This is a genomic window from Maribacter litoralis, from assembly GCF_902506355.1.
In the GTDB taxonomy this organism is placed as follows: Bacteria; Bacteroidota; Bacteroidia; order Flavobacteriales; family Flavobacteriaceae; genus Maribacter; species Maribacter litoralis.
The window spans coordinates 584,009-608,486 of the sequence record NZ_LR733271.1; the positions used below are offsets into that span (position 1 = coordinate 584,009).

Annotated in this window: 26 protein-coding genes; 13 read left to right on the forward strand and 13 right to left on the reverse strand. The window is 34.4% G+C overall.

All coding sequences use genetic code 11. The features are described 5' to 3' along the window. Positions 1-8: 8 nt before the first annotated feature. The 6 genes from EXIGUO8A_RS02350 to EXIGUO8A_RS02375 all read right to left on the reverse strand — a co-directional run bounded on the left by EXIGUO8A_RS02350 (position 9) and on the right by EXIGUO8A_RS02375 (position 5,493). Positions 9-788 carry a ComEA family DNA-binding protein gene (locus tag EXIGUO8A_RS02350; protein WP_236564417.1) on the reverse strand — a complete coding sequence of 260 codons (780 nt, stop codon included), beginning with the start codon at positions 786-788 and terminating at the stop codon, positions 9-11. Between the two features lie 112 nt (positions 789-900). Beyond that, positions 901-2,511, reverse strand: a complete 1,611-nt coding sequence (locus EXIGUO8A_RS02355; protein ID WP_159301790.1) for an alanine/glycine:cation symporter family protein — start codon at positions 2,509-2,511, stop codon at positions 901-903. 88 nt (positions 2,512-2,599) lie between these two features. Then, positions 2,600-3,607 carry a potassium channel family protein gene (locus EXIGUO8A_RS02360; RefSeq protein ID WP_159301791.1) on the reverse strand — a complete coding sequence of 336 codons (1,008 nt, stop codon included), beginning with the start codon at positions 3,605-3,607 and terminating at the stop codon, positions 2,600-2,602. A gap of 3 nt (positions 3,608-3,610) precedes the next feature. Beyond that, positions 3,611-3,838, reverse strand: coding sequence for a PspC domain-containing protein (locus EXIGUO8A_RS02365; protein WP_116769926.1), 228 nt, complete (start codon positions 3,836-3,838; stop codon positions 3,611-3,613). 11 nt (positions 3,839-3,849) lie between these two features. Then, positions 3,850-5,127: a DUF2851 family protein gene (locus EXIGUO8A_RS02370; RefSeq protein ID WP_159301792.1), complete on the reverse strand. Its 1,278-nt coding sequence runs from the start codon at positions 5,125-5,127 to the stop codon at positions 3,850-3,852. Between the two features lie 57 nt (positions 5,128-5,184). Continuing rightward, positions 5,185-5,493 carry a rhodanese-like domain-containing protein gene (locus EXIGUO8A_RS02375; RefSeq protein WP_116769928.1) on the reverse strand — a complete coding sequence of 103 codons (309 nt, stop codon included), beginning with the start codon at positions 5,491-5,493 and terminating at the stop codon, positions 5,185-5,187. A gap of 140 nt (positions 5,494-5,633) precedes the next feature. Between EXIGUO8A_RS02375 and EXIGUO8A_RS02380 the strand changes: the two genes are divergently transcribed. The 10 genes from EXIGUO8A_RS02380 to trpA all read left to right on the forward strand — a co-directional run bounded on the left by EXIGUO8A_RS02380 (position 5,634) and on the right by trpA (position 14,012). Continuing rightward, entirely contained in the window at positions 5,634-6,080 is a 447-nt protein-coding gene (locus tag EXIGUO8A_RS02380; RefSeq protein ID WP_159301793.1) for a MarR family winged helix-turn-helix transcriptional regulator, read from the forward strand. A gap of 8 nt (positions 6,081-6,088) precedes the next feature. After that, complete coding sequence (locus EXIGUO8A_RS02385) at positions 6,089-6,721, forward strand: NAD(P)H-dependent oxidoreductase (RefSeq protein ID WP_159301794.1); 633 nt, start codon at positions 6,089-6,091, stop codon at positions 6,719-6,721. Positions 6,722-6,751: 30 nt separating this feature from the next. Beyond that, positions 6,752-7,333: a YceI family protein gene (locus EXIGUO8A_RS02390; RefSeq protein ID WP_201304100.1), complete on the forward strand. Its 582-nt coding sequence runs from the start codon at positions 6,752-6,754 to the stop codon at positions 7,331-7,333. A 268-nt stretch (positions 7,334-7,601) separates the two neighbouring features. Further along, positions 7,602-8,999 carry an anthranilate synthase component I family protein gene (locus tag EXIGUO8A_RS02395; RefSeq protein ID WP_159301795.1) on the forward strand — a complete coding sequence of 466 codons (1,398 nt, stop codon included), beginning with the start codon at positions 7,602-7,604 and terminating at the stop codon, positions 8,997-8,999. Between the two features lies 1 nt (position 9,000). Beyond that, the gene (locus EXIGUO8A_RS02400; RefSeq protein ID WP_159301796.1) at positions 9,001-9,564 is read left to right on the forward strand and encodes an anthranilate synthase component II; all 564 of its coding nucleotides are present in this window, start codon (positions 9,001-9,003) and stop codon (positions 9,562-9,564) included. Positions 9,565-9,600: 36 nt separating this feature from the next. Next, positions 9,601-10,596, forward strand: a complete 996-nt coding sequence (trpD, locus tag EXIGUO8A_RS02405) for an anthranilate phosphoribosyltransferase (RefSeq protein ID WP_159301797.1) — start codon at positions 9,601-9,603, stop codon at positions 10,594-10,596. A 49-nt stretch (positions 10,597-10,645) separates the two neighbouring features. Further along, complete coding sequence (gene trpC, locus EXIGUO8A_RS02410) at positions 10,646-11,431, forward strand: indole-3-glycerol phosphate synthase TrpC (protein WP_159301798.1); 786 nt, start codon at positions 10,646-10,648, stop codon at positions 11,429-11,431. Between the two features lies 1 nt (position 11,432). Further along, positions 11,433-12,059 carry a phosphoribosylanthranilate isomerase gene (locus EXIGUO8A_RS02415; protein ID WP_159301799.1) on the forward strand — a complete coding sequence of 209 codons (627 nt, stop codon included), beginning with the start codon at positions 11,433-11,435 and terminating at the stop codon, positions 12,057-12,059. Further along, the gene (gene trpB, locus EXIGUO8A_RS02420) at positions 12,056-13,240 is read left to right on the forward strand and encodes a tryptophan synthase subunit beta (protein WP_116769937.1); all 1,185 of its coding nucleotides are present in this window, start codon (positions 12,056-12,058) and stop codon (positions 13,238-13,240) included. The genes EXIGUO8A_RS02415 and trpB overlap by 4 nt, the downstream gene beginning before the upstream one ends. Positions 13,241-13,247: 7 nt before the next feature. Then, positions 13,248-14,012, forward strand: a complete 765-nt coding sequence (gene trpA / locus EXIGUO8A_RS02425) for a tryptophan synthase subunit alpha (RefSeq protein WP_159301800.1) — start codon at positions 13,248-13,250, stop codon at positions 14,010-14,012. Positions 14,013-14,020: 8 nt separating this feature from the next. Here the strand turns inward: trpA and EXIGUO8A_RS02430 are convergent, their stop codons facing one another. Beyond that, complete coding sequence (locus EXIGUO8A_RS02430) at positions 14,021-15,757, reverse strand: RagB/SusD family nutrient uptake outer membrane protein (RefSeq protein WP_159301801.1); 1,737 nt, start codon at positions 15,755-15,757, stop codon at positions 14,021-14,023. A 198-nt stretch (positions 15,758-15,955) separates the two neighbouring features. On the opposite strand from EXIGUO8A_RS02430, the gene EXIGUO8A_RS02435 reads away from it, so the two are divergent. After that, a complete protein-coding gene (locus tag EXIGUO8A_RS02435) occupies positions 15,956-17,455 on the forward strand; it encodes a M20/M25/M40 family metallo-hydrolase (protein WP_159301802.1) in 1,500 nt (499 codons plus the stop codon). Positions 17,456-17,552: 97 nt separating this feature from the next. Next, positions 17,553-17,696 carry a hypothetical protein gene (locus EXIGUO8A_RS02440; protein ID WP_164674133.1) on the forward strand — a complete coding sequence of 48 codons (144 nt, stop codon included), beginning with the start codon at positions 17,553-17,555 and terminating at the stop codon, positions 17,694-17,696. A 76-nt stretch (positions 17,697-17,772) separates the two neighbouring features. Here the strand turns inward: EXIGUO8A_RS02440 and EXIGUO8A_RS02445 are convergent, their stop codons facing one another. Beyond that, positions 17,773-20,319, reverse strand: coding sequence for a phosphoenolpyruvate carboxylase (locus tag EXIGUO8A_RS02445; RefSeq protein WP_159301803.1), 2,547 nt, complete (start codon positions 20,317-20,319; stop codon positions 17,773-17,775). A gap of 297 nt (positions 20,320-20,616) precedes the next feature. Beyond that, positions 20,617-21,285, reverse strand: coding sequence for a uracil-DNA glycosylase family protein (locus EXIGUO8A_RS02450; protein WP_159301804.1), 669 nt, complete (start codon positions 21,283-21,285; stop codon positions 20,617-20,619). Between the two features lie 83 nt (positions 21,286-21,368). Between EXIGUO8A_RS02450 and EXIGUO8A_RS02455 the strand changes: the two genes are divergently transcribed. Further along, positions 21,369-21,497: a 30S ribosomal protein THX gene (locus tag EXIGUO8A_RS02455; protein WP_076551090.1), complete on the forward strand. Its 129-nt coding sequence runs from the start codon at positions 21,369-21,371 to the stop codon at positions 21,495-21,497. A 2-nt stretch (positions 21,498-21,499) separates the two neighbouring features. Here the strand turns inward: EXIGUO8A_RS02455 and EXIGUO8A_RS02460 are convergent, their stop codons facing one another. The 4 genes from EXIGUO8A_RS02460 to EXIGUO8A_RS02475 all read right to left on the reverse strand — a co-directional run bounded on the left by EXIGUO8A_RS02460 (position 21,500) and on the right by EXIGUO8A_RS02475 (position 24,386). Further along, positions 21,500-21,865 (reverse strand): hypothetical protein, encoded by a 366-nt coding sequence (locus EXIGUO8A_RS02460; protein WP_159301805.1) that lies wholly within the window; start codon positions 21,863-21,865, stop codon positions 21,500-21,502. A 47-nt stretch (positions 21,866-21,912) separates the two neighbouring features. Next, positions 21,913-22,674: a peroxide stress protein YaaA gene (gene yaaA / locus EXIGUO8A_RS02465; RefSeq protein ID WP_159301806.1), complete on the reverse strand. Its 762-nt coding sequence runs from the start codon at positions 22,672-22,674 to the stop codon at positions 21,913-21,915. An 89-nt stretch (positions 22,675-22,763) separates the two neighbouring features. Then, positions 22,764-23,795, reverse strand: a complete 1,032-nt coding sequence (locus EXIGUO8A_RS02470; RefSeq protein WP_159301807.1) for an RluA family pseudouridine synthase — start codon at positions 23,793-23,795, stop codon at positions 22,764-22,766. Then, positions 23,796-24,386 carry a PASTA domain-containing protein gene (locus EXIGUO8A_RS02475; protein ID WP_116769946.1) on the reverse strand — a complete coding sequence of 197 codons (591 nt, stop codon included), beginning with the start codon at positions 24,384-24,386 and terminating at the stop codon, positions 23,796-23,798. It abuts the gene before it with no gap. Between the last annotated feature and the right edge of the window lie 92 nt (positions 24,387-24,478).

Consider the following 24,478-nt stretch of genomic DNA (forward strand, 5'->3'; position numbering starts at 1 on the left):
CGTTATTTTTATAATGACAAATATAAAGCAATTCTATCAATACGCTCTATAGGAAAACCTTCTATTTTTGACAATTCGTTCAAAGAATTGATACTTCCGTTGAGATTACGATAATTTACAATGCTTTCAGACACGTGTTTTTGAAGATATATCAATTTTGACAATTCTGAAGCCGTTGCATTATTTACGTTAATTTTTACAATTTGCGGTTTACTGATCACTTTAAATTCTTTTAAAGTTCTATTTACCACTTCTTTTTCAAGACCATACACATCAAACAACTGTTCGTCAATTAAAAAACCGCCTAATCTATCTCTAAATTTTATGATTCTTGCTGACAGCTTCTCACCTATTCCATTAATTTTTCGCAACTGTTGAGCCGTAGCCTTATTTAAATCTTTATAGATTACTTTATTGACATGCTCATTTGGTTTCGTTGAATTAGTTTGATAAGAGGCTTTAACTTTTGATTTTTTTGCCCATTCCGGAAATTTAAAATTTCGAGCTATTTTATTCAGTAAAGAATCGGAAACCTTAGTCACTTCTTGAAATTCTTTTGCCGAGTTAACATATTTATTTCCTTCCCTGTATTTATGTAACCTATCTATTTCCTCAACAGACATCCCAAGCGTATACCCTTTAAAATCTGTTATATAATTAGGATTGAAAGGATATTCGTGCTTTACATCACTCTGTGATGCTATAACTTTTAAAGAATCAATTTGTGTTTGTATTGTGTTTTCAAATATTAAAGCATCAGCATCGTTAACCGCATACGACCGGTACACATAGTACCCTATTTGAATAAAAATCAGTATAAACAATAAAAAGAAAATCCCACTTCGTTCTTGTTTATTGAACTTGAAGTGGGATTTAAGATTTTTCAAAATCTAATAAATATTAGTACACCTTCTTAATGGCCGTTAAATACCTATCAAAGCTTTTCTTCACTTTCGGGAAAAGAATTAGTAAACCTATCATATTAGGAAATACTAATGCCAAAATCATAGCATCCGAAAATTTAATAACTGCATCTAAGGTAGCTGCTGCACCAATAACAACAAACATTAAGAAAAGTACTTTATAAACGATATCGGCCGTTTTACCTCTTCCGAATAAATATTTCCATGATTGAAGTCCGTAATAAGACCAAGAAATCATTGTTGAAAATGCAAATAGAATAATTGCGATTGTAAGTACATACCTAAAGCCTGGAATAACAGAATCATACGCCATCGAAGTCAAATCAACTCCACCGACATATGCACCAGATTCATTTAACATAACCGTACTACCTATACCATTACCATAATCAAAAGCACCAGCGTCCATATTAAAAAATATAATTACCAAAGCTGTCATTGTACAAATTACCACAGTATCGATAAACGGCTCTAATAATGCCACTATACCTTCACTTGCAGGGTATCTTGTTTTCACTGCAGAGTGTGCAATGGCTGCAGAACCAGCACCTGCTTCATTAGAGAATGCCGCTCTTTGGAAACCAACGATTATAACACCAACGATACCACCAATAGCAGCATCTGGAGAAAAGGCACCGGCAAAAATCATCCCGAATGCATCGCCTATATATTTGATATTCGAAAAAATGATCACCAAAGATGCTAGAACATAAATACCTGCCATAAAAGGAACTATCTTTTCCGTTACACTGGCAATCTTTTTAATACCACCTATAATAACGATACCCACTAAAATTGCAAGAATTACACCTATGACAACCCCAGTTGCACCACCCTCCAAATTAAACATTGAAGTTAATTGTACCGCAGCTTGGTTAGATTGAAATGCGTTACCACCACCAAAGGAAGCACCTACACATAATATTGCAAAGAGACCTGCCAATATTTTACCTAATATTTTAAAGTTGCTTTCACTTAGTCCTCTTGACAAATAGTACATAGGACCGCCATACACGGTACCATCAGGACCTACATCTCTGTATTTAACCCCTAAAGTACATTCTACAAATTTTGTAGACATTCCGATTAAACCACATATGATCATCCAAAATGTAGCTCCAGGACCACCTAAGGCTATTGCCACTGCCACACCGGCAATATTACCTAGCCCTACCGTACCAGAAACGGCAGTTGCCAAAGCCTGAAAGTGACTTACCTCACCTTCTTCACTTTCATCTCTAATGGTATCAGGAATATCGCCATCTTCTGTCATATGTAATTGAACTTTCTCAAGTCCGTACTTTTCAATTTCTTCATATTTACCTCTTACTACATTGATAGCTAAAGGAAATTTACTAATACCGGGAAATTTGAAATAGATCGTAAAAAAGGTAGCTCCTACAATTAATAAAATAAGTACAATTGGAATGTTGTAACCTGCTATTGGAATAGAAGTTAAAACCGTTGCTTCCCACCATGTTGCAAAAGGCATGAAGGCATCATTTACTTTTTCATCCAAGCCCTTTTCTTGTGCAATTGTAAGAAATGGAATTAACATCGTTAATAGAGTTAGAAGTCTATACTTCATAAGTTTTAAAATTTTTTGAATTAGTCAGTTAGTCTAGCAATATCTTAAAAATAATGGATGCAATCAAATATATATGGTATAAAGATCATTATTCTATATGGAACATCTCATTTAATTTCTTTATCTGTTCTGGTCTACCCAGTACTATGACCTTACTTTTCGGCTGTAGTTCCATATCAGCTTCCGGATTGATGATATAATTACCATCTGGCGAAATATATCCTATTATAGTACACCCCGTTTTTCTTCGTAAATCAAGATCTCGCAAAGAGTTACATTCAATTTGATCTGAAAAATCTTCAATAGCTACCTCCTCAAGATTTGTGGTGTTCTCACCTTCGGTAGAAAGCTTGTCCATAAACGTTATCAAATCTGGCATTACTACCAAAGACGCCATATGGTCCCCTCCAATTTTATCTGGCATAATTACCTTATTGGCACCAGCCAAAAACAATTTCTTTTGAGAATTTACGAGAGAAGCCCTACTAATTATAAAGAGATTTCTTTTCATCTGCCTAGCCGACAATACCACAAAAAGGTTAGCCGCATCATCTGGTAACGTGGCAATTAAATATCTTGCCCGCTCTATACCGGCTTGTAAGAGCACATCGTCATCATTTGCATCACCTTCAATAAACAATATGTCATCTTCAAACCTTTCTATAATTTCTTTGTCCTTTTCAATTACCACAAAAGGTCTTCTATAAGCTTTTAATTTTTCGGCCGCCTGCATACCGTTACGACCAAAACCACAGACAATAACGTGTTCATTTAAATTTTCGATGGCACTTTTCATTTTTCTTTTTTTAAGCAGTTCTACTGAATTTCTAGAAAGTAGGTATTCGGTTACTATCGAAATAGCAAAACCTACGATAAATACACTGGTAACTATAAGTATAATGGTGAAAATCTTACCCTCTGGCCCCATAGGCCTTACCTCAGAAAACCCTACGGTAGTAACGGTAATTATGGTCATGTAAAATGCATCTACCCAAGAATAGTCTGCCACAAAGCGATACCCCAATACTCCAAAAGTCAAAACCAGTAGCATTAAGGCCAATGCTAGATATATTTTAGACTTAAATAATTGTATCATACATTATAAATCAAAAACGGAATTTCGTTTGGTGTACACTAAATCTTTTATTTTCAACCAGAACGCCAGAAAAAGATAAAGGGCAAAACCAAAGCCAACTGTTACAAAAGTGAGGTAAATAAAAGATGTTCTAACAACCCTAGCCCTAATACCTAGGCGTTCAGCGATTCTACCACAGACTTCGAATCCCCTTTTTTGAAAATAAAGCAATATTTCATAGAATACATTCATTGCGTATAAAATTAGGCTTTTACATTCATTAAAGATGCCCCAATCGCACAATCCAAGCATTTATCTTTCCTACAATAGTTATTATACAACTGTAAGTATGTTTGAGAATCTTTAGCATTTATTATCGATGCCTGCAATTTATCAAAGTTAGTTATTATACTGTTTTCTTCTTTTTTAATTTTCGCCATCATTTGAAACAGACCTTCATTATCCGTGGCACCTTTATATTGGCGGTATGCAAACTTTAATGGTATAATAGTGTTTATAAACAGTAAATTTAAAAATGAGCTTGATATTCTCTTTTTGCTCTGTTTTGAAATCTTGCCAAAATTATAATGGGTATCCCAATATGGTGAGGTACCAATTTTTAGAATATCGAAGAAGTCCGACTCCTCCTTTTCAATCAACAAATGAAATAAATTATTATTTTCCGCATAAATAGCGCTCAATTGCGCTAGTCTTATGGTCGGAAAATTCATGGGTCTTAATCTAAAAAACTCGGGAGACTTAAAAACCGGGTTCAAATTAAACTTATGCGCTAGGTAGTTATATTCTTTTTGTAATTCTTCTAAATACTTATCGTCGGTTGTAGCGTTATCTAACAATTTTGCCTGACCAAAGAACAAACTTTCCATCTGAAGCGGCTTTTTATGCAATTTTCTTATGATAGAAAAATCTATTGATTTACCGATCTCCACAAATACATCTCTATTAATTTTAGAACCAAATGACTTTAAAAGCATTAAAAATAAAACTTGCTCCCAATTATTATTGGTATAAACAAGCAGCTCGGTAATGAATATTGATTTTTGCTCTAAACGTTCTACAAATAGTCTATCTAACCAATTCTCTTTAATAAACTCGTCTACTTTATCAAAATCATTTTCACAATTGATAAACTTATAATTTTTAGTGTTGAACAATTTCTGATAGTTCTGTAATAATGAGTCAGAAATAATATCTTTAAGGGATACCGTTGGTATTTGACTTCCGTCTTTTCTATATACAGAAATATCATCTTCCCATACAACATGCAAAATTACATTGTCATAATTACGATCTTCTTGGTGATTATGCGCATACCAATCTGATGATTTTAGATGAACTTCTACATTACCAGCCCATAGCTGCCCGTTCAATTCTATTTGTGCATTGAAAAAATCAGGTCCACTTAAATCATTATGAGTACCGACAGACTTGACATAAACATCTTCGTCTGATGTTGTCTTGAGCCCATTCACTGGATATTTTTTGTACTTCCAAATAAAATGAAGTAAGTCTTCCTTCATTTTATAAAAATAAAAAACCCGCTGTAAAGCGGGCATATTTTCTGAAAAGAATTGAAGTTAAGCGGTTTCACCTTCCCAATTCATAAATCCTCCTTGAAGATTAAAAGCTTTATCAAAGCCTAAGTTTTTCATGATCGCACATGCCTGACCGCTTCTTGCTCCAGACCTACAGTACACATAATAGTTTTTTGTTTTGTCAAGCTTCTCCAATTCTTCAACAAACTCTTGTCCTTTATAAATATCGATATTGATTGAATTAGGAATTATACCTTCTTCTACTTCTTCTTCTGTTCTTACATCGAGAATTACTGCATTAGAATCTTTCTCTAACTGCTCTTCCCATTCTTGTTGTGATAAATCTGCCATAGTGTAAATTATATGCTGTAAAAATAATCGATTTTTATTTATTGAGACCGTCTTCATGTTTTTAACAAAAAATTAATCATAACAATTATATCCAATTCCAAATATAATTATACATTTGTATATACAATTATTGTACATACATGAATGTAGAAGAAATTATAAAGACGAATAAAAAAATGCCGTTGGCCAAACGGACATTAATTCATGTTGCTCTTGTAGCAAATAAAATTAATGAAGGCGTTTCTACGGTTTTAAAACCTTATGACATATCGGTACAACAGTTTAATGTGCTCCGAATCTTAAGAGGGCAAAATGGGAAACCTGCAAATCTTTCTACTATTAACGAACGTATGGTTACCAAAATGAGTAATACTACCCGTTTGGTAGACAAGCTAATTTTAAAAGGGTTTGTAAACAGAACGGTATGCGAAAAAAATAGAAGAAAAGTAGAAATTGTAATTACCGAAAACGGATTAAAAATTTTAAATGAAATTGATGGAATACTTTTTGAAGCAGAAGAAAATATGCTTAAAAACTTTACCAAAGAAGAATTACACCAATTCAACGAATTATTAGATAAATTTTAAGCACAACTATGAGTACTATTTTAAATAAACTAAACTGGCGTTATGCCACCAAAAATTTCGACAGCTCTAAACAAGTGAGCAACGAAGATTTGAATACATTATTAGAAGCTGGAAGACTAACAGCTTCTTCTTACGGTTTGCAACCTTATGAGATTTATGTAATCAAAAATGAGGAAGTAAGAAAAGAATTAAGAAAAGCTTCTTATGACCAACCGCAAATAACAGACGCATCTTATATTATTGTTTTAGCCAACAAGCCTACCTTTGATGATAGTATGATAGATGATTACATAGCTAACATTATGAAAGTTCGCGGTCTAAGTAAAGAGGATCTTGAAGGGTTTTCCAAAACAATGAAATCAACCCTTTTAGACCTTCCAGATGCTTACAAAGGCGCATGGACTTCTAATCAAGCCTATATTGTTTTAGGTAACCTTATGACGATTGCCGCTGAAATGGAAATTGATACCTGCCCTATGGAAGGTTTTGACAAAGAGCAATACAATGAAATATTAGGACTTACAGACAAAGGTTTAAACGCCGCGGTAGTGCTAGCGGTTGGATACCGATCATCTGAAGATGCCACACAGCATTATCCAAAAGTAAGATACCCAGAAGAACAAATTATTACACATATATAAATTAAACACAATCATTTTAAAATTAGAAACATGAAAAAATCATTATTAAGTTTAGTATTCGTAGCTGTTTTTGGCTTTAGCGCAACTGCTACTACCCCAATTGACGGAGAAAAGAAAGAAGTAAAAGTTAGTGAAAGTACAGTTACCTGGAAGGGCTACAAAGTTACCGGTGCGCACAACGGTAGCATAAACCTAAAATCTGGCCATTTAGAAATGAACGGCAAAAAATTGACAGGAGGGGAATTTGTGGTTGATATGACTTCAATTACCGTAAACGACCTTGAAGCTGGTAAGGGAAAAGAAAAATTAGAAGGACATTTAAAATCCGCAGATTTCTTTGGTGTTGAAAACAACCCAACATCAAAATTGGTTTTTACTTCCGTTAAACCTATGAACGATAATTCATACACTGTAACCGGAGACCTTACCATTAAAGGTATAACTAAACCTGTAACTCTAGTTGTTTCTATGTTCGAAAACAAAGCTACTGCTACTGTAAAGATTGACAGAACAAAATTTGATATTAAGTATGGTTCAGGAAGCTTCTTTGACAATTTAGGTGATAAAGCTATCTATGATGATTTCGATTTAGTAGTTGATCTAGCACTATAACACCCATTAAATTCCATTGACCCTGTGGAATTACAACAATTTAAAATCCCTTTGAGATATATTCAAAGGGATTTTTATTTTTGCCAAGGTAAAGTTTGAAAGTTTAAATTTCCTTTTTATATTTGGTGCTCAATGAAAAATTTAATCGCAAATACTTGGTGGTGGAACAACTTACGAAAAACATCGTGAGCACAGCATCATTGTAGTAAAACTATATAAAGGCTTGTCATCACGACAAGCCTTCTTTATTTTATAAAAGTACCTATGTATGGCCTATCAATTTAAAACATATCATAAAAAAATACTTGCCGATACCGTTACCCCGGTAAGTGTCTACTTAAAAATTAGAGACCGTTTTCCAAATAGCATTCTTTTGGAAAGTAGCGACTATCATGCAAACAACAACAGTTTTTCTTATATCTGTTGCAACCCAATTGCATCTATTAAAGTGGAAAATGAAGTTATTACCAAACAATTTCCAGATGGTGTTATAGAAGAAATTGAAATAACACCAGAAATTGATGTGGTCAACTGTATCGATTCTTTCAGCAAAGCTTTTAAAGCTGATGACAATGACTATAAATTCATTAATAACGGCTTGTTTGGCTATATGGCTTACGACGCCGTTCGGTATTTTGAAGATGTTGATATATCGGTTAAAGATGACTCTGTTCATATTCCAGATATTTACTATGCCGTGTATCAAAATATCATTGCCATCAATCATTATAAGAATGAAGCATATCTTTTTGCTCATTGTTATAATACCGAGAACAATATTCCTGAACTGGAACAACTTCTAAACATTAGAAATTTTGCCACCTACAACTTTAAGATCGAAGGAGAAAGAGAATCTAATTTAGAAGATGAAGATTACAGAAAACATGTTGAATTAGCTAAAAAACACTGTCAACGTGGCGATGTTTTTCAGTTGGTTTTAAGCAGACGTTTTTCCCAAGGTTTTAAAGGTGATGAGTTTAATGTGTATAGAGCTTTACGTTCTGTAAATCCGTCTCCATATCTATTCTATTTTGATTATGGTGATTTCAAAATATTTGGTAGTTCACCAGAAGCACAGCTAATCGTTAGCGAAGGTAAAGCTGAAATACACCCTATTGCAGGTACTTTTAAAAGAACCGGTAACGATGAGCAAGATGCTCAACTTGCCAAGGAATTGAAAACGGACAATAAAGAAAACAGTGAGCACGTGATGTTAGTAGATCTTGCCCGTAACGACCTTAGTAGAAACGGAAGTGTTGTACAGGTAGAAAACTATAGAGAGGTGCAATTTTTCTCCCATGTTATACACTTAGTTTCTAAGGTTACAGGAATGAAGAAAAGTGATATTCCTACCATGAAAGTGGTAGCTGATACTTTCCCTGCCGGTACATTAAGTGGCGCTCCAAAACACATGGCCATGCAACTTATTGAAAAATATGAAAAAACCAGTCGTGGGTATTATGGTGGAGCTATAGGTTTCATGGATTTCTCAGGAAATTTCAACCATGCCATTATGATCAGAACTTTTTTAAGTAAAAATCATAAACTGCATTACCAAGCTGGTGCCGGATTGGTCGCTGCATCAAACCCAGAAAGTGAACTACAAGAAACATATAACAAACTAGGCGCTCTGACCAAGGCATTAGAAATAGCTGAAGACATATAAAATGAAGAAAATATTAGTTATAGATAATTACGATAGTTTCACTTATAACCTAGTGCATTATTTAGAGGAGTTAGGTTGTGAGGTTATTGTAAAACGTAATGACCAACTTACCCTAGAAGAGGTTGATGCATTTGATAAAATTGTACTTTCTCCTGGTCCGGGTATACCAGACGAAGCAGGTTTGCTAAAACAAATCATCAAAAAATATGCACCTACCAAAAGTATTTTTGGAGTTTGTTTAGGGCAACAGGCAATCGCTGAAGTATTTGGTGGTTCCCTAATAAATTTGGATGAAGTGTATCACGGTATTGCCACTAAAATAAAAATCACAAAAGATGATATTATTTTTGAAGGGCTTCCAAATGAAATCGAAGTTGGCAGATACCATTCTTGGGTGGTAAATCCTGATTTACCGGAAGTTTTAGAAGCAACATCTGTAGATGAAAACGGACAAATAATGTCTTTACGCCATAAGGAATATGATGTACATGCCGTGCAATTTCACCCCGAATCGGTGCTTACCCCGCAAGGAAAAAAAATGTTAGAAAATTGGTTGAACGCTTAAACCAGCCTTAAAAACCAACTATATAGTATTACAAAAATGAAAGAAACATTAAACAAGCTTATAAATCACGAGATACTTTCTAAAGAAGATGCCAAACGCATTTTGGTGAATATCGCACAGGGTGATTATAACACAAGTCAGATCGCGGCTTTCTTGACCGTCTATATGATGCGAAGCATTACCATTGAAGAATTAGAGGGTTTTAGAGATGCTTTGTTAGATTTATGCCTAGCGGTAGATTTATCTGCCTACAACCCTATTGACCTTTGTGGTACAGGCGGCGATGGTAAAGACACTTTTAATATTTCTACACTGGCTTCTTTTGTTACCGCTGGTGCAGGTGTAAAAGTCACTAAGCATGGTAATTATGGGGTTTCCTCTAAATGTGGTAGTAGTAATGTGATGGAGTTTTTAGGGATAAAATTCAGCAACGATGCCGGCTTTCTTGAAAAATGTATCGATGAGGCAGGAATTTGTGTATTACACGCTCCCCTATTTCATCCTGCTATGAAAAATGTGGCACCTATACGTAAAGATCTAGCAGTGAAAACATTCTTTAATATGTTAGGCCCAATGGTAAACCCTGCATTTCCTAAAAACCAAATGGTAGGTGTTTTTAACCTTGAGCTAGCTCGTATGTATGGCTATCTTTATCAGAAAACCGATAAGAATTTTACTGTGCTACATGCTTTAGACGGTTATGACGAAATATCATTGACAGGTAGCACCAAAACAATTTCAAATACTACCGAGGCGATGCTAAAACCATCTGATTTTGGTGTGGCAGAAATTAAACAATCGGATATTGTTGGTGGTGATGGTATAGAATCATCGGCTCAAATTTTCATGAACGTTTTACAAGGCAAAGGTACCGAAGCACAAAATAATGTGGTCTGTGCCAATGCAGGTATTGCCATTGCTACGGTAGAAAGCCTAACTCCTATTGAGGGTTTTGAAAAAGCTAAGGAATCGCTATTAAGTGGTAACGGGTTGGCAGCTTTGAAAAAAATACAGGAACTGAGTAAAAATTAAATCGAATGCCGTGTCTCGAATTAACGAGACTATAATAAACATATATGTTATGAATATTCTAGATAAGATTGTAGCGGATAAACGAAAGGAAATTGAATTAAAAAGTTTGATTTTTCCAGCCGCTCAATACACACATTCGGTAATTTTTAAAAGAGACACTTTTTCTTTGGCTCAAGCGCTTAGAAATAGTGACACGGGAATAATCTCTGAATTTAAACGCAGATCTCCGTCCAAAAAAACCATTAATCAGAATGCCAATGTTGGGCAGGTAGCAATGGGATATGAAAAAGCAGGCGTTTGCGGTATGAGCGTATTGACCGATATTAAATATTTTGGAGGTTCTTTAGAAGATTTAATAATTGCCAGGGCATCCGCACAAATCCCTTTACTTCGCAAAGAATTTATAATCAGTGAATACCAAATTATAGAAGCCAAAGCTTATGGTGCCGATGTTATACTTTTAATAGCTGCTGTGCTGACTATGGAAGAAATTAAAAAATTCTCTGAATTGGCAAAAAGCTTGGGTCTAGATGTACTCTTAGAGGTTCATAACGAAGAAGAGCTTCACAAATCTATTATGCCCAGTATAGATATGTTAGGTGTTAACAATAGAAATTTAAAGACTTTTGAGGTTAGTTTAGAGACTAGCAAATCACTTTCAAACTTAATTCCCGATGATTTTGTAAAAGTATCCGAAAGCGGAATCAGCTCTATTGAAGCTATTAAAGAGTTGAAGGAATATGGATATAAAGGTTTTCTTATTGGTGAAAATTTTATGAAAACCGACAACCCAGGTGAAAGCGCCATAACATTCATAACAGATTTAAAAAAATAATATGAAACTCAAAATCTGCGGAATGAAACTAAATACATCTGATGTTGCTCAATTGCAACCAGATTATCTTGGTTTTATATTTTGGGAACCTTCATCAAGATATTTTAAAGGTGAAATTCCAGATTTACCACATCAAATAAGTAAAATAGGTGTTTTTGTGGATGCAGATATAGCTGATGTCATTAAAATTGTCAATAAGCATAAATTACAAGGAGTTCAATTGCATGGTCATGAGAGTGTTGAATACTGTGTACAAGTTGCTTCCGAATTAAAAAAATGCAATCAGAAGGTCGAAATTATTAAAGTTTTCTCCATAAAGGAAGCATTCAATTTTGATGTACTAATACCTTATGAAAATGTTTGCGACTATTATCTTTTTGACACCAAAGGAAAGTTACCTGGTGGTAATGGTTACACATTTAATTGGTCTGTCTTAAAAGATTACCCTTCTACCAAACCTTTCTTTTTAAGCGGCGGAATTGGGCTGAACAATCTTGATAAGATTAACGAATTTATAAAAAGTCCCGAGTCTAAGTATTGCTATGCCATTGATGTAAATAGCAGATTTGAAATAGAACCGGGTTTAAAAAATATTGAAGAATTACAAAAGTTTAAAGAAGCGCTATGAATTATAATGCTGATGAAAAAGGGTACTACGGTGAATTTGGCGGTGCATTTATACCCGAAATGTTGTACCCAAACGTGGAAGAACTACGACAAAATTATTTAAAACTGATGTACGAAGATTCTTTTCAGAAAGAATTCAATCAGCTTTTAAAAGACTATGTCGGTAGACCTTCTCCCCTATATTTTGCCAAACGACTTTCTGAAAAACATGGGTGTAAAATATACTTAAAAAGAGAAGATCTAAACCACACTGGTGCACACAAAGTAAATAATACCATTGGTCAGATTCTAATGGCTCAAAAGCTAGGCAAGACCAGAATTATTGCCGAAACTGGTGCTGGGCAACATGGTGTAGCCACTGCTACCGTTTGTGCCTTAATGGGCATGGAATGTATTGTGTATATGGGTGAAATTGATATTGCCCGTCAAGCACCTAACGTGGCTCGTATGAAAATGTTGGGTGCCGAGGTAAGACCTGCAAAATCTGGTAGTAGAACCCTAAAAGATGCCACGAACGAAGCTATTAGAGATTGGATCAATAATCCAGTAGATACCCATTATATTATTGGGTCAGCTATTGGCCCGCATCCTTACCCAGATATGGTAACCCGTTTTCAATCTGTAATTTCAGAGGAAATAAAATGGCAATTAAAAGAAAAAGAAGGTCGTGAAAATCCTGATTATGTAGTTGCATGTATCGGTGGTGGCAGTAATGCAGCTGGTACGTACTACCATTTTTTGCATGAACCTGATGTTGGCATTATTGCGGTTGAAGCTGCCGGTAAAGGTATAGATTCTGGAGAAAGCGCAGCTACATCGGCACTTGGCAAAGTTGGGATAATTCATGGTTGTAAAACTATGCTAATGCAAACAACAGATGGTCAAATTACTGAACCCTATTCTATTTCCGCAGGATTAGATTATCCTGGCGTTGGTCCAATGCACTCGCATCTATATAAATCTGGTCGTGCTGAATTCTATTCTGCTACGGATGATGAAGCAATGGCTGCCGGTCTTGAGTTATCTAAATTGGAAGGTATTATTCCTGCAATTGAAACGGGACATGCATTTGCAATTTTTGAACATAAAAAATTCAAAAAAGATGATGTTGTTGTTATCAGCCTTTCCGGTCGTGGAGATAAAGATTTAAATACTTACATAGATTACTTTAAGCTAGCATAACTTTATTATGAGCAATAGAATTACCACAAAATTACAAGAAGGCAAAAAACTCCTTTCCATATATTTTACCGCTGGGTATCCTGCACTCAACGATACCGTTAAAATCATTGAAGATTTAGAAAAGAACGGGGTTGATATGATTGAAATAGGATTACCATTTAGTGATCCTTTAGCAGACGGACCAACAATTCAAGAAAGCTCTACTGCTGCATTGAAAAACGGAATGACTACCGAAGTACTTTTCAATCAATTGAAAGATATTCGTAAAACGGTATCTATCCCGTTAATTATCATGGGTTATTTCAACCCGATGTTACAATATGGTGTGGAGGCATTCTGTAAAAAATGCCAGAAAATTGGTATCGACGGACTTATTCTACCCGATTTACCGCTCGATGTTTATCAAGACGAGTACGAAGAAACGTTTAAAAAATACGGACTTTTAAATGTTTTCCTTATTACACCACAAACTAGTAACGAACGTATTGATCAGATCGACAAGGCTTCGGATGGTTTTATCTATATGGTAAGTTCAGCTAGTGTAACAGGTTCTAAATCTGGTTTTGGTCAAGAACAAGAAAGTTATTTTCAGCGCATTGCCCAAATGAATTTAAAGAACCCACAAATAGTTGGTTTCGGTATTAAAGACGAAGAAACTTTTAAGCAAGCTACCAAAACAGCTCAAGGAGCAATTATAGGTTCTGCTTTTATTAAGCACTTGACTGCAAATGGAGTACATTCTATTGTAGAGTTTGTAAAAAGCATTCGATAACCAACCTTCTAATAACCTGGATTTTGTATCGCATTTGGATTTAAGTCTATTTCCGATTGCGGTATCGGCCAAACGTACTCGTGTGGTTGATAATCTTTAGAAAAGTCATTAGTAGAGTTAAAATTATCGATGACATCTTGAAGCTTGTTCCATCTAACTAAATCGTCTCGCCTATGACCCTCAAAACATAATTCTAATTTTCGCTCTAAATATATTATATTAAAAAATTGATCCTTATTAAGATTACCGGGAACATCGTTCTCGGTATTCCCAAATGCTCTTTCCCGAACTTGATTTATCGCCGCATAAGCTAAGGAAGTTGGCCCATTTACTTCATTCTCAGCTTCAGCTAATAACAACAATACATCAGCATATCTTAAAACAGGATAGTCAAACGATGTAGACTCAAAATTTGCATCCGGTAATTCTCCGTTATACCATTTTAAAGGTCTCCAATTCTTTGGATTTTCTTCATTAACGACACTATTACCAAATATAGAGAATGTCGCTATCGAATTTTTAAACCGATTGTCTTCAATTTCTATCGGAAAACTTACAGGATTTTCAAATGATAATGAACTATTGAACGAATTTTCGAAACCAGAAACAAGCAACAGAGCATCTTTTGAAGAGATACCCAAAGGACCCCAATAATCGTTAATTGCACTTTTGGAGTCTTCACCTCCATCAAAAGTGATTTTAAATAGAATTTCACTATTTGAGGCTTCATTTTCTACGTTAAAAACTGAATTATAATCTGTCATTAATTCATACTGCCCTTGAAGAATTCTTAACTGTTCCAAAGCACTACCGTATTTACTGAATTCATTTAAGGGAAAACCGGCCATGGTCATATAGACCTTGGCCAACAAAAATCTTGCGCTCCACTGATTTGCACGATCATTACTATTTGAAACTGGTAAATTTTCAATTGCATAAAGCAAATCCTCTTCTATTTGAGCGTAGGTGGTATTTGGATTTTGAGGGTAATTTGGAGGACCGCTTAAATCAATTTCGGCTGTTATACTTAAAAGCGGATTACCATAAATTTTTATTAGATTGAAATACAATAAACTTCTTAAAAATTTAAAATGCGCTTCTAATTCTTCTCTATTAACATCACTGGTTACAACGTTTGAAGGACCCAATAAATAGTCTATGCCCAAATTCGTACCCCTTATCTGAATATAATGTTCTGCCCAAACCTGATTTACTATAGTAGATTGAGCATTAAAAGAATATGCATCTAAATCAATTAGATTACTATCAAAACTAGGATTAGCTTTTAAGATATCACTACCAGTATCTCCCCAATACGATAAATACGCATCCGCATTAAATATTGATTGCAGATTCTGATAAGATTGATTTAATAAAAAATCAATATCCAAATCTTGCTCTGTTACGACAGGTATTTCAGGGATATTGAAAATAATCTTTTCTGTTACGTTTTTAGTAAGTATAACTTCTTGAAAATATATAAAATCTGGATTTTGGTTTAATACCACATTAACTACATAATTACCTAGATCTATATTATCAAAAACCACTGCTCCAGATTCACCGACAATCAATGTTTTAGTTTCTGGATTCGTAGTTACCACTGCATCAATTGCAGCTTCGCCTCCCAGTAAAACGGTAACTTCAATATTTCCAGAATCAATTTCTTCCACCTCAGCAGTAGTATCATCTGAACATGCGTTTAGAAAGAAAACAATCAAAATATACTGAATAAAATTTTTCATTTTTTATAAATTAAAAACTAATCAAAGTAATACAATTTATGAATTCAAAAATCAAAATTCGCATCAAAAAAAAATAATATTATTATTCATATATTTTTATTCAAATGTAGGATTTGTCATAAACTATGTTATTACTAGTAAGGCGTGTTTTTCACTCTATTTTCATTACATTTAAGGAATATTATGATGAGAAATAAAATGAAAAAACTACTTACACTCACATTCCTTTTATCCCTATTTACTGCCCATTCCCAAGACTCCATTTTAATAAAATCAAAGGTTGCAAATGCCATTGGTGAATTAAAGGAATTTGTTGCCATACCAAATGACGCATTGAATGCCGATGATATTGATACCAACCTTTTTTGGCTTAGAAAAAAATTTACTGAACGAGGTTTTAACAGTACCATTTTAGAAACAGAAGGCCTTCCGCTATTTTTTGCCGCCTTACCAATGGACGATAATAAGCCTACTATTTTATTCTATATGCATTTAGATGGGCAATCTGTTGATGCCACTAAATGGGACCAGGCAGATCCTTACAAAATAGTTTTGAAATCTAAAACTAATGAAGGCTGGAAAACCGAATCTTTTTCAGATTTGAATGATGACATCAATTATGACTGGCGACTTTTTGGTAGGTCTACCTCTGATGACAAAGGACCAATTATCATGTTTCTAAATGCCATAGATGCTCTTAAAAAAGATAATATCGATATCCCTTATAACGTAAAAGTTATATTGGACAGTGAAGAGGAAAAAAGTAGCGCTCCGTTACCAAAAGCGGTTCGAACCTATAAAGATTTATTACAGGCAGATTTCTTGGTGATTAATGATGGCCCTGTTCATGTTTCGGGAAAACCTACCATCGTATATGGCTGTAGAGGAATCACAACGTTATCAATTACTACCTATGGTCCAATAAAACCTCAACATAGTGGTCATTACGGAAATTATGCACCTAACCCAGGTTTTCAATTAACACAGCTTTTAGCTACAATGAAAGATGCTGATGGCAAAGTATTGATAAAGGGGTATTATGATGGAATTTCTTTAGATGATGCAACACTAGAAATTTTAAAAAGTGTACCTGATAACATAGAAAAAATCAATAAAAACTTGGCAATATCAAGCCCAGAAAAAGTGGGTAGCTTTTACCAAGAATCATTACAATATCCTTCTTTGAACATAAGAGGTTTAGGCTCTGGATGGATTGGTGACCAAGCTAGAACAATTGTTCCTGCCACTGCCACTGCAGAGTTAGATTTAAGGTTAGTGCCCGAAAGTGATGGAACAAAACTTAAAAACCTGGTAAAAGCTCATATTAAAAATCAAGGTTACCATGTAATGAACACTGAACCGACAATGGAAGACCGTGTAAAATATGACAAAATCGTTACTATTAAAGAGGGTTCTGTAACCGATGCCTTCCGTACTGAACTAGACAATCCATTTGGTAATGGTATCGTAAAGACTATGGAATCTAAATTTGGAGAAAAACCTGTTCAGATTCGTATAATGGGAGGTACCGTGCCTATTTCGCCATTCATCAATGAATTAAAAATTCCTGCGTTTATTGTTCCGATGGTAAACCCAGACAATAATCAACATAGCCCAAATGAAAATTTAAAAATTGGACAGATAGCCTATGGCATAGAATTATTTTATGCATTGCTTAGTCCAAATCAAGCTGAATAGCTTGGTTTAACATTCTATAACAAAGGTTTATAAAGCAATTAACGCAGTTCTTGTCTTCTATTTGGTATCTTAAAATTGAACCTAAAAAAATAGAACTATGGGAATTATAAAAGATAGAAAAAAGTTTAATAGAAAAGTAGAACAGAACAATCCCACAAACCCTACGGGAAACACTGATATAGACACTAACAATTTTGATATTGACAAGGAAACTATTAAGAATCAACAAAACAAAAAATAGTACTCTACATCAATATAAAACTAAAGCCCGATTCATAATTTGAATCGGGCTTTTTTTATATTATAACTTAAATACTTTATGCCGAATTTCGACTGGCATTAATATTTCCATAAAGAGATCTAGTTACTATTTTTTCATACAATTCTTTAAATTCTGTTCCCTCACCTATTCTTTGTAGGGCATATTGTTGAATAACCAATAACGGCAATACTATACTTTCTCGTATTTTAATTGATTCTCTAGAAATTGCTTCTTTCTTCATTAAGATTTCCATACCGGAAAGTTTTAAAAGCATCTCTTTAGACAATTCATATTCTGCATGTAGAATTTCCCAAAAAGCACCATACTCTTCGTTTTCTTTCATGTAGCTGGTCAATTCAAAATAGCATTTGGTAAGACTCATCATACTGTTCATCATCAACGCTTGAAAGAACGGCACTTCTTGGTACAACCTTTTAGCCTCTTCGAACCTTCCATCCTTTTCGAGCTTCTCCAATGCGGTTCCGATACCATAATAGCCAGGTACGTTCTGCTTTAATTGACTCCAAGAACCTACAAATGATATTGCTCTTAAATCAGACAATTCAAGCTTGGCTTTATTCCCTCTTTTACCTGGTCTACTACCAATATTAGCTTTTGTATAATATTTAAGCGTACTCATATTTTCCAAGTACGGCATAAACTTATCATGATGTTTTAGATCATCGTACTTTTTAAAACTCAATTCAGATAATTCTTCAATCAATTCTCTATCTGAATCTGAAATAACGATCTCTTTTTCTAAAATGGTATTAGACAGACCGGCAGTCAATAATTGCTCACTATTATAAATGAACTGCTCTTTTGTACCATAAGTACTTGTAATGGTTTGCCCTTGAATGGTAAGCTGAATTTCATTATTGGCAACCTTATTTGTCTGCGCAGCATAGAAACGATGGGTTTTTCCTCCTCCTCTTGCCGGTGGACCTCCTCTACCATCAAAGAAAATGGCCGCTATATCATGTTCATCACAAACTTCCGATAATTCTTCTTTGGTTTTCAATATCGACCAATTTGCTTTAAGATAACCACCATCTTTAGTACCATCAGAAAAACCTAGCATAATGGTCTGCTTATTATTTCTATTCGCTAAATGTGCTTTGTATTCAGGTAAACTGAACAAAAATCTCATGGTATCTTGAGCAGTATCCATACCGTTCATGGTTTCAAACAACGGCACTATATCAAACGTAATTTCCTTATCTGCCCAGCCGCACCATCTAAACAATGCATAAACGAAAAGAATAGAGAATTTATCTTCAGAATTACTGATGATGTACCTATTACAACCCTCTTCTCCATTTTTAGCTTGAATGGTCTGTAATTGAAGTATGTTCTTAATAGTATCTTTTACAATCTCCTCTTCATAATCACTTGCAGATAAATTCAACTTTTCATGCAAAAGAATATCTAATAATTTTTCTTCAGATAACTCGCTCAGTTCCGATTTTATAAAACCGTTCTTTTTTAAAACCTCTACCATTACCTTGGTATGCATACTGTGGTCTTGACGAATATCTATGGTTGCAAAGTGAACTTTAAAAATCTTTACCTTATCGATAAACTTTTCAAGATCCTTAAGGTAAAGGCTTTGATACTTTTCCATTAGTATCGATTGTATTTCCTCTAAAGGAACAATCAAGTCTTCATAGCCAATATCCTTAGAGCTATCGAACATAGCCGTATAAAGGTTGGCTCTAAGTTTCTGCAAAGGTTCTTGTACATCTTTAAAGGTTAGTTTATGCACCAATCCCTTTAAATCATTATAATAACACTTCATTAATGTTAAACGAAGTTCGTTCATTACATCTCTAGTGATATCGGCAGTTACAAACGGATTACCATCTCTATCTCCACCTGGCCAGAAACCTAGTTTTACAATATCATGATTTTCAAATTGCTTTGACCCTGTACTCCCTTTTATATATGCGTACATATCACCAATAGCATCATAATACACATGTCTTAATGTATAGATGATGTTTTTGGCTTCATCTAAAGGAGTTGGCTTTTTAGCATTAATCAACGAGGTAAGACCTAACTGTTGTAAACCCACATCTATTTCATCGATTTTATCTTCTAAAATTAAGGTTCTAAGATTAGTGATAATATCCAATACTGCCGGGGTATAGAATTGAGTTGGGTGTGCCGTTAATACAATTCGCGCACTAAAAGTGCTCAACTTATCCCAAATTGTATCCCAAGATTTATTCTTTTCTACAAGCTGAAAATAATCTTTTAAGGATAGGGAGCTTGAATGCTTGTGTAACTTAGGAAACGCTGCGTCTTCAACACTATCATAAAGAACCACTTGTCTCTCCACATACTGTATAATGCGGAACATAAAGTCTATCTGCTCTTTTTCGGATTTAATTTCTACGAAGTTCTCGAAAAAATTTTCAAGAATTTCTTTTGGGTTTAGACCATTACTTAATCCCTTTTCCGATTGATTCAATAGTAAAGGAATCAACATACCCACATTTTCGATATTCTCGTAGGGTAGATTTAAGAATAGGCTATTATAAACATTAAATTTATTTTGGACAGACTTCTTAAATTCTGCCAATCTTTCTTTTTGCTGCATATATTAAAAACTTTTGGCCGTACCATTACGGCAAACTCTTTAAATTTCGAACATAAATATCGCTATTCCAAGAGAATTTAGAGAATCATTTTTGTGAAATATCATATTCATGGTCGTATACCACAAAATTGTCTGTATTGACAACAAATATTCCAAAAAACACGAACAGCTATATATCTTTACAATGTAAATAAGTAAAAAATTTTTTCATTTTCATATAGTGTTCTCGTAAAAGAGTCTTGTCTTAAAAGCAAGACTCTTTTTAGTTTTACACCCAACACCACTAACATTTGAATTTTAAAAATGATGCTTATACTGTAAAACCCTAAAATCTATCGTATTGAACTTAGGATTTTGCCTCTTCAACGTCTTATAAAGTTCAAGACTACCCACTGCCCTATTTGCTGCTCCAGAAGGTGCCGTTAATGAAACCGTTCTTATTACCTTATTGGAACAAGGATGTTCAAATTCATGAATTCTAGGCACATCATTTGAAACCGATTTGAGTACTACAGATTTCTCTTTTAAGTGTTTTCTAAAAAAATACTCGGGTCCGTTTTTACTGTTTCCACCTGTAAAAAGAAGGGTATGAATTTTTGGGTACTTTTCTAGATATCCTAAAACATCCCTTAATTGTATGTTTTTCATGCCTAAATCAGAAGCGTCTATTTTTATCCTTTCAGCAGAAGCTACAATATCACAAATACCAATTTTTCTTTCCCTCAAAAATAATTTTCGTTGGTCTATCGCCTTTTGAGTAGTCTCAAACTGTAAATTAAGATCAAATATTTTATTTAATATAGGCCATAGCTGACCATCTCTACTTCCATAGCAAAAATTTACATCTCCTTCCTTGAGATCTCCAGTAGTAAAACGAGGAGGTGGTAAGGTTCCTACAATTAGTTTTTCCGTAGAATTATTAATAAAAGGTTCATAAGGATGAATATGCTTGAATATCTTTTGCATTAGTGTTTTATTCTCTTGAGCCTATTATATAGATCGATCATTACTAATTTACTAACTTTAAGAGAAAGCAAAGACAACGAGATATGGGAAAAGGAGACAAAAAATCTAAAAAAGGGAAAATATCCAACAATTCTTATGGCGCAAGAAGACCACGAAAAATTAAGAAAAGACCTACCGTTGAGGAAAAAATTAAAATCAATAAAAAGAAATAGTCTTAATCGTCTATTCTAAAGGTAAGATTTACTTGGTTATCTTCATCTAAAGAAATCTCATACGTATAAAAACCTATGGGAAGAGAATCTGAAACTACCTCCGTAGGAAAATAATTCAAGCTGGTTGAATCGGTAAGAATCGTTATTCTGGTATTGGCAAAAGCGGTTTCGAATTCCATGTAATTAGAAAACTCACCTGCTGCTATATTCTCATAAACGGTATCTTTTTCCGCTACCCTTACTTCATTAAAAAATAACTCGGTACTATTTTGAATTCGAATATTAACGAGGTTAACCTCATCATCCCTATCAGTACAAGAAAATAATAGAACAACAAAAATTACAGACAGCAGATATACCCTTTTCATAAACGTATTTTTATATACTCTATGAACGAAAAAGAGCGAATTATATTTTATCTGATAAAAACGGGTTCGTTTTCCTTTAAAGTATGTTCTTGGCTGAATTGGTAATCGTCTAAATTGAACCCTTTAATGTCACTTAAAGATTTAGCATCAGAATCTATAATATACCTTACCATTGCACCTCGAGCTTTTTTAGCAAAGAAGCTGATAATCTTTAATTTATCGTTTTTCCAATCTTTAAAAATTGGAGTAATAATTTCTGCCTTTATTTTCTTAGGTTTTAATGCGCTATAGTATTCGTTACTTGCTAAATTCACCAACAGCTCATCATCTTCCATTTCATTGTTTAAATGATTTGTAAGCCTTTCTCCCCAATATTCATACAAGTTTTTCTTTCTGCCAATTTTTAAAGATGTACCCATTTCTAATCGGTATGGCTGCATTAGATCCAACGGTTTTAAAATACCATACTGTCCAGATAAAATTCTAAGCGTCTGTTGCAACTTCTCAATTTTTTCTTCGGATAAGGTATACGCATCCAAACCTTGGTATACATCACCACTAAAGGCGTACACGGCCTGCCTTGCATTTTCCGGGGTAAATGGTGTAGTAAAATCTTGATTGCGTTGCCAATTCAATTGCGCCAAATTATCTGAAATAGACATTAACTCAGAAAGTGCCTTAGGTTTCTTCTTCTTTAATACTTTGTTCAGCTTTTCAGCATCATCGATAAATTCAGGAGATGTATATTTAGTTGTTGGCAATTCACTTTCGTAATTCAACGATTTTGCCGGAGAAATAACAATTTTCATAATGCAATTTTAATACCCAAAAATAAACATGATCAACTGTACCACCTACAAAAGATAAAAAAGAGTTTAAATAGTGGTATTGACAAATCTTATGCCGTACTATTTTTACTATAACTACGCCATTTTTCTATAGCGCTCGCCATATCATCTGGTATTTCAGAATCAAAACTCATATGCTTACCCGTTACCGGATGTACAAAACCCAACGTTTTAGCATGTAACGCTTGCCGAGGCAATAGTTTAAAGGTATTTTCTACAAATTGCTTGTACTTAGTAAATGTTGTACCCTTTAAAATTTTCTCACCTCCATAACGCTCATCGTTGAACAGGGTATGACCAATATATTTCATATGCACCCTAATTTGGTGCGTTCTACCTGTCTCTAATTTACAAGATACCAGTGTAACGTAACCTAAACGTTCTAAAACCTTAAAATGAGTAACTGCTTCTTTTCCTTCCTCCCCTTCAGGAAAAACATGCATCTGTAATCGGTTTTTAGGATTTCGTCCAACATGACCTTCAATGGTTCCTTCATCTTCTTCAATATTTCCCCAAACCAAAGCTATATATTCCCTTTCTGAAGTTTTATCGAAAAATTGTTTTGCTAAATGTGTCATAGCAGCTTCGGTCTTTGCCACAACTAAAAGACCCGATGTATCTTTATCTATACGATGCACCAACCCTGGTCTTTCATTACTGTTAGACGGCAAATTATCGGTATGATGTATTAAGGCATTAATCAAAGTTCCCGTATAATTACCATGCCCAGGGTGTACCACCATACCCGCAGGTTTATTCACCACCAATAATACATCGTCCTCGTAAACAATATCCAAAGGAATATCTTCTGGCACCAACAAAAATTCGTGTGGAGGATGCTCAAAAAGCACCTTAACCTCATCGCCAGCTTTTACTTTATAATTAGACTTTACTATCTGATCATTTACCCATACATGACCATCTTTGGCAGATTGCTGTATTTTATTCCGCGTAGCATTTTCAATAAAATTCATTAAAAATTTATCTACACGTAGCGGTACTTGACCTTTTGATGCTACAACCCTATGATGTTCAAAAAGTTCTCCATCTTCATTCTCTGGGCGTTCCATGTTATCTTCCATTTAATCCTCAGATTCAGATTTAATAATTGCCCTTTCGGTAATGCTTCCATTACCACAGATCAATTCTATCTTAGAAGTTTTGGGCAGCTTATCGCCTGGTTTAATATCCTTACCCTTAAATTTAATACGATAGACCATGTCTTTACCTAACTCATCAATATAGGTAACCCGTTGCACATCTAAACCTACTGCCTTTAACATAGAAGAGGCATTGCGCTTGGTCACCTGAATTATTTGGGGCACGGTAACTTTTTTATATCCTGATGGATTGACCGTAAAATATACTTTTCTGTTCTCCTTAACTTTTGATCCTGCCGCAGGGTTTTGTTCTATGATAGAAAACCTTGGGTAATCTGGATTATAATTTGCAGAATCCAACACCTCATATCGCAATCCGGCTTGTTCTATAGATTTTCTCATTTCCATTACCGACTTTTTAGAAAAGTCTGGCACTTCTACAAACTCACCATGATTGGTAGTACTCTTCAGGTACCCTAACACAAGAAAAATGATGATGATTAGTACCAGTAACGCAAGACCAAGTTGAATTAAAAATGTCTTACTTTTTAAAAAATTGAAAAAATTTCTCATACAAATTATTTGACCAGACAAATATAGTAAATGCCCCCTTACCTTTTAATGAGCTTACGTTTATAGTTAATGCATATCCAAAAATTATATAT

Excerpts from the sequence above, each read along its gene's own strand:
- EXIGUO8A_RS02455 (WP_076551090.1), top strand. The coding sequence starts at position 21,369 with ATGGGAAAAGGAGACAAAAAATCTAAAAAAGGGAAAATATCCAACAAT.
- EXIGUO8A_RS02385 (WP_159301794.1), top strand. The coding sequence starts at position 6,089 with ATGAGTACTATTTTAAATAAACTAAACTGGCGTTATGCCACCAAAAAT.
- trpA (WP_159301800.1), top strand. The coding sequence starts at position 13,248 with ATGAGCAATAGAATTACCACAAAATTACAAGAAGGCAAAAAACTCCTT.
- trpB (WP_116769937.1), top strand. The coding sequence starts at position 12,056 with ATGAATTATAATGCTGATGAAAAAGGGTACTACGGTGAATTTGGCGGT.
- EXIGUO8A_RS02430 (WP_159301801.1), bottom strand. The coding sequence starts at position 15,757 with ATGAAAAATTTTATTCAGTATATTTTGATTGTTTTCTTTCTAAACGCA.
- EXIGUO8A_RS02390 (WP_201304100.1), top strand. The coding sequence starts at position 6,752 with ATGAAAAAATCATTATTAAGTTTAGTATTCGTAGCTGTTTTTGGCTTT.
- EXIGUO8A_RS02355 (WP_159301790.1), bottom strand. The coding sequence starts at position 2,511 with ATGAAGTATAGACTTCTAACTCTATTAACGATGTTAATTCCATTTCTT.
- EXIGUO8A_RS02400 (WP_159301796.1), top strand. The coding sequence starts at position 9,001 with ATGAAGAAAATATTAGTTATAGATAATTACGATAGTTTCACTTATAAC.
- EXIGUO8A_RS02440 (WP_164674133.1), top strand. The coding sequence starts at position 17,553 with ATGGGAATTATAAAAGATAGAAAAAAGTTTAATAGAAAAGTAGAACAG.
- EXIGUO8A_RS02375 (WP_116769928.1), bottom strand. The coding sequence starts at position 5,493 with ATGGCAGATTTATCACAACAAGAATGGGAAGAGCAGTTAGAGAAAGAT.
- EXIGUO8A_RS02470 (WP_159301807.1), bottom strand. The coding sequence starts at position 23,795 with ATGGAAGATAACATGGAACGCCCAGAGAATGAAGATGGAGAACTTTTT.
- trpC (WP_159301798.1), top strand. The coding sequence starts at position 10,646 with ATGAATATTCTAGATAAGATTGTAGCGGATAAACGAAAGGAAATTGAA.
- EXIGUO8A_RS02395 (WP_159301795.1), top strand. The coding sequence starts at position 7,602 with ATGGCCTATCAATTTAAAACATATCATAAAAAAATACTTGCCGATACC.
- EXIGUO8A_RS02415 (WP_159301799.1), top strand. The coding sequence starts at position 11,433 with ATGAAACTCAAAATCTGCGGAATGAAACTAAATACATCTGATGTTGCT.
- EXIGUO8A_RS02435 (WP_159301802.1), top strand. The coding sequence starts at position 15,956 with ATGAAAAAACTACTTACACTCACATTCCTTTTATCCCTATTTACTGCC.
- EXIGUO8A_RS02360 (WP_159301791.1), bottom strand. The coding sequence starts at position 3,607 with ATGATACAATTATTTAAGTCTAAAATATATCTAGCATTGGCCTTAATG.
- EXIGUO8A_RS02460 (WP_159301805.1), bottom strand. The coding sequence starts at position 21,865 with ATGAAAAGGGTATATCTGCTGTCTGTAATTTTTGTTGTTCTATTATTT.
- EXIGUO8A_RS02445 (WP_159301803.1), bottom strand. The coding sequence starts at position 20,319 with ATGCAGCAAAAAGAAAGATTGGCAGAATTTAAGAAGTCTGTCCAAAAT.
- EXIGUO8A_RS02370 (WP_159301792.1), bottom strand. The coding sequence starts at position 5,127 with ATGAAGGAAGACTTACTTCATTTTATTTGGAAGTACAAAAAATATCCA.
- EXIGUO8A_RS02365 (WP_116769926.1), bottom strand. The coding sequence starts at position 3,838 with ATGAATGTATTCTATGAAATATTGCTTTATTTTCAAAAAAGGGGATTC.
- yaaA (WP_159301806.1), bottom strand. The coding sequence starts at position 22,674 with ATGAAAATTGTTATTTCTCCGGCAAAATCGTTGAATTACGAAAGTGAA.
- EXIGUO8A_RS02450 (WP_159301804.1), bottom strand. The coding sequence starts at position 21,285 with ATGCAAAAGATATTCAAGCATATTCATCCTTATGAACCTTTTATTAAT.
- EXIGUO8A_RS02380 (WP_159301793.1), top strand. The coding sequence starts at position 5,634 with ATGAATGTAGAAGAAATTATAAAGACGAATAAAAAAATGCCGTTGGCC.
- trpD (WP_159301797.1), top strand. The coding sequence starts at position 9,601 with ATGAAAGAAACATTAAACAAGCTTATAAATCACGAGATACTTTCTAAA.
- EXIGUO8A_RS02475 (WP_116769946.1), bottom strand. The coding sequence starts at position 24,386 with ATGAGAAATTTTTTCAATTTTTTAAAAAGTAAGACATTTTTAATTCAA.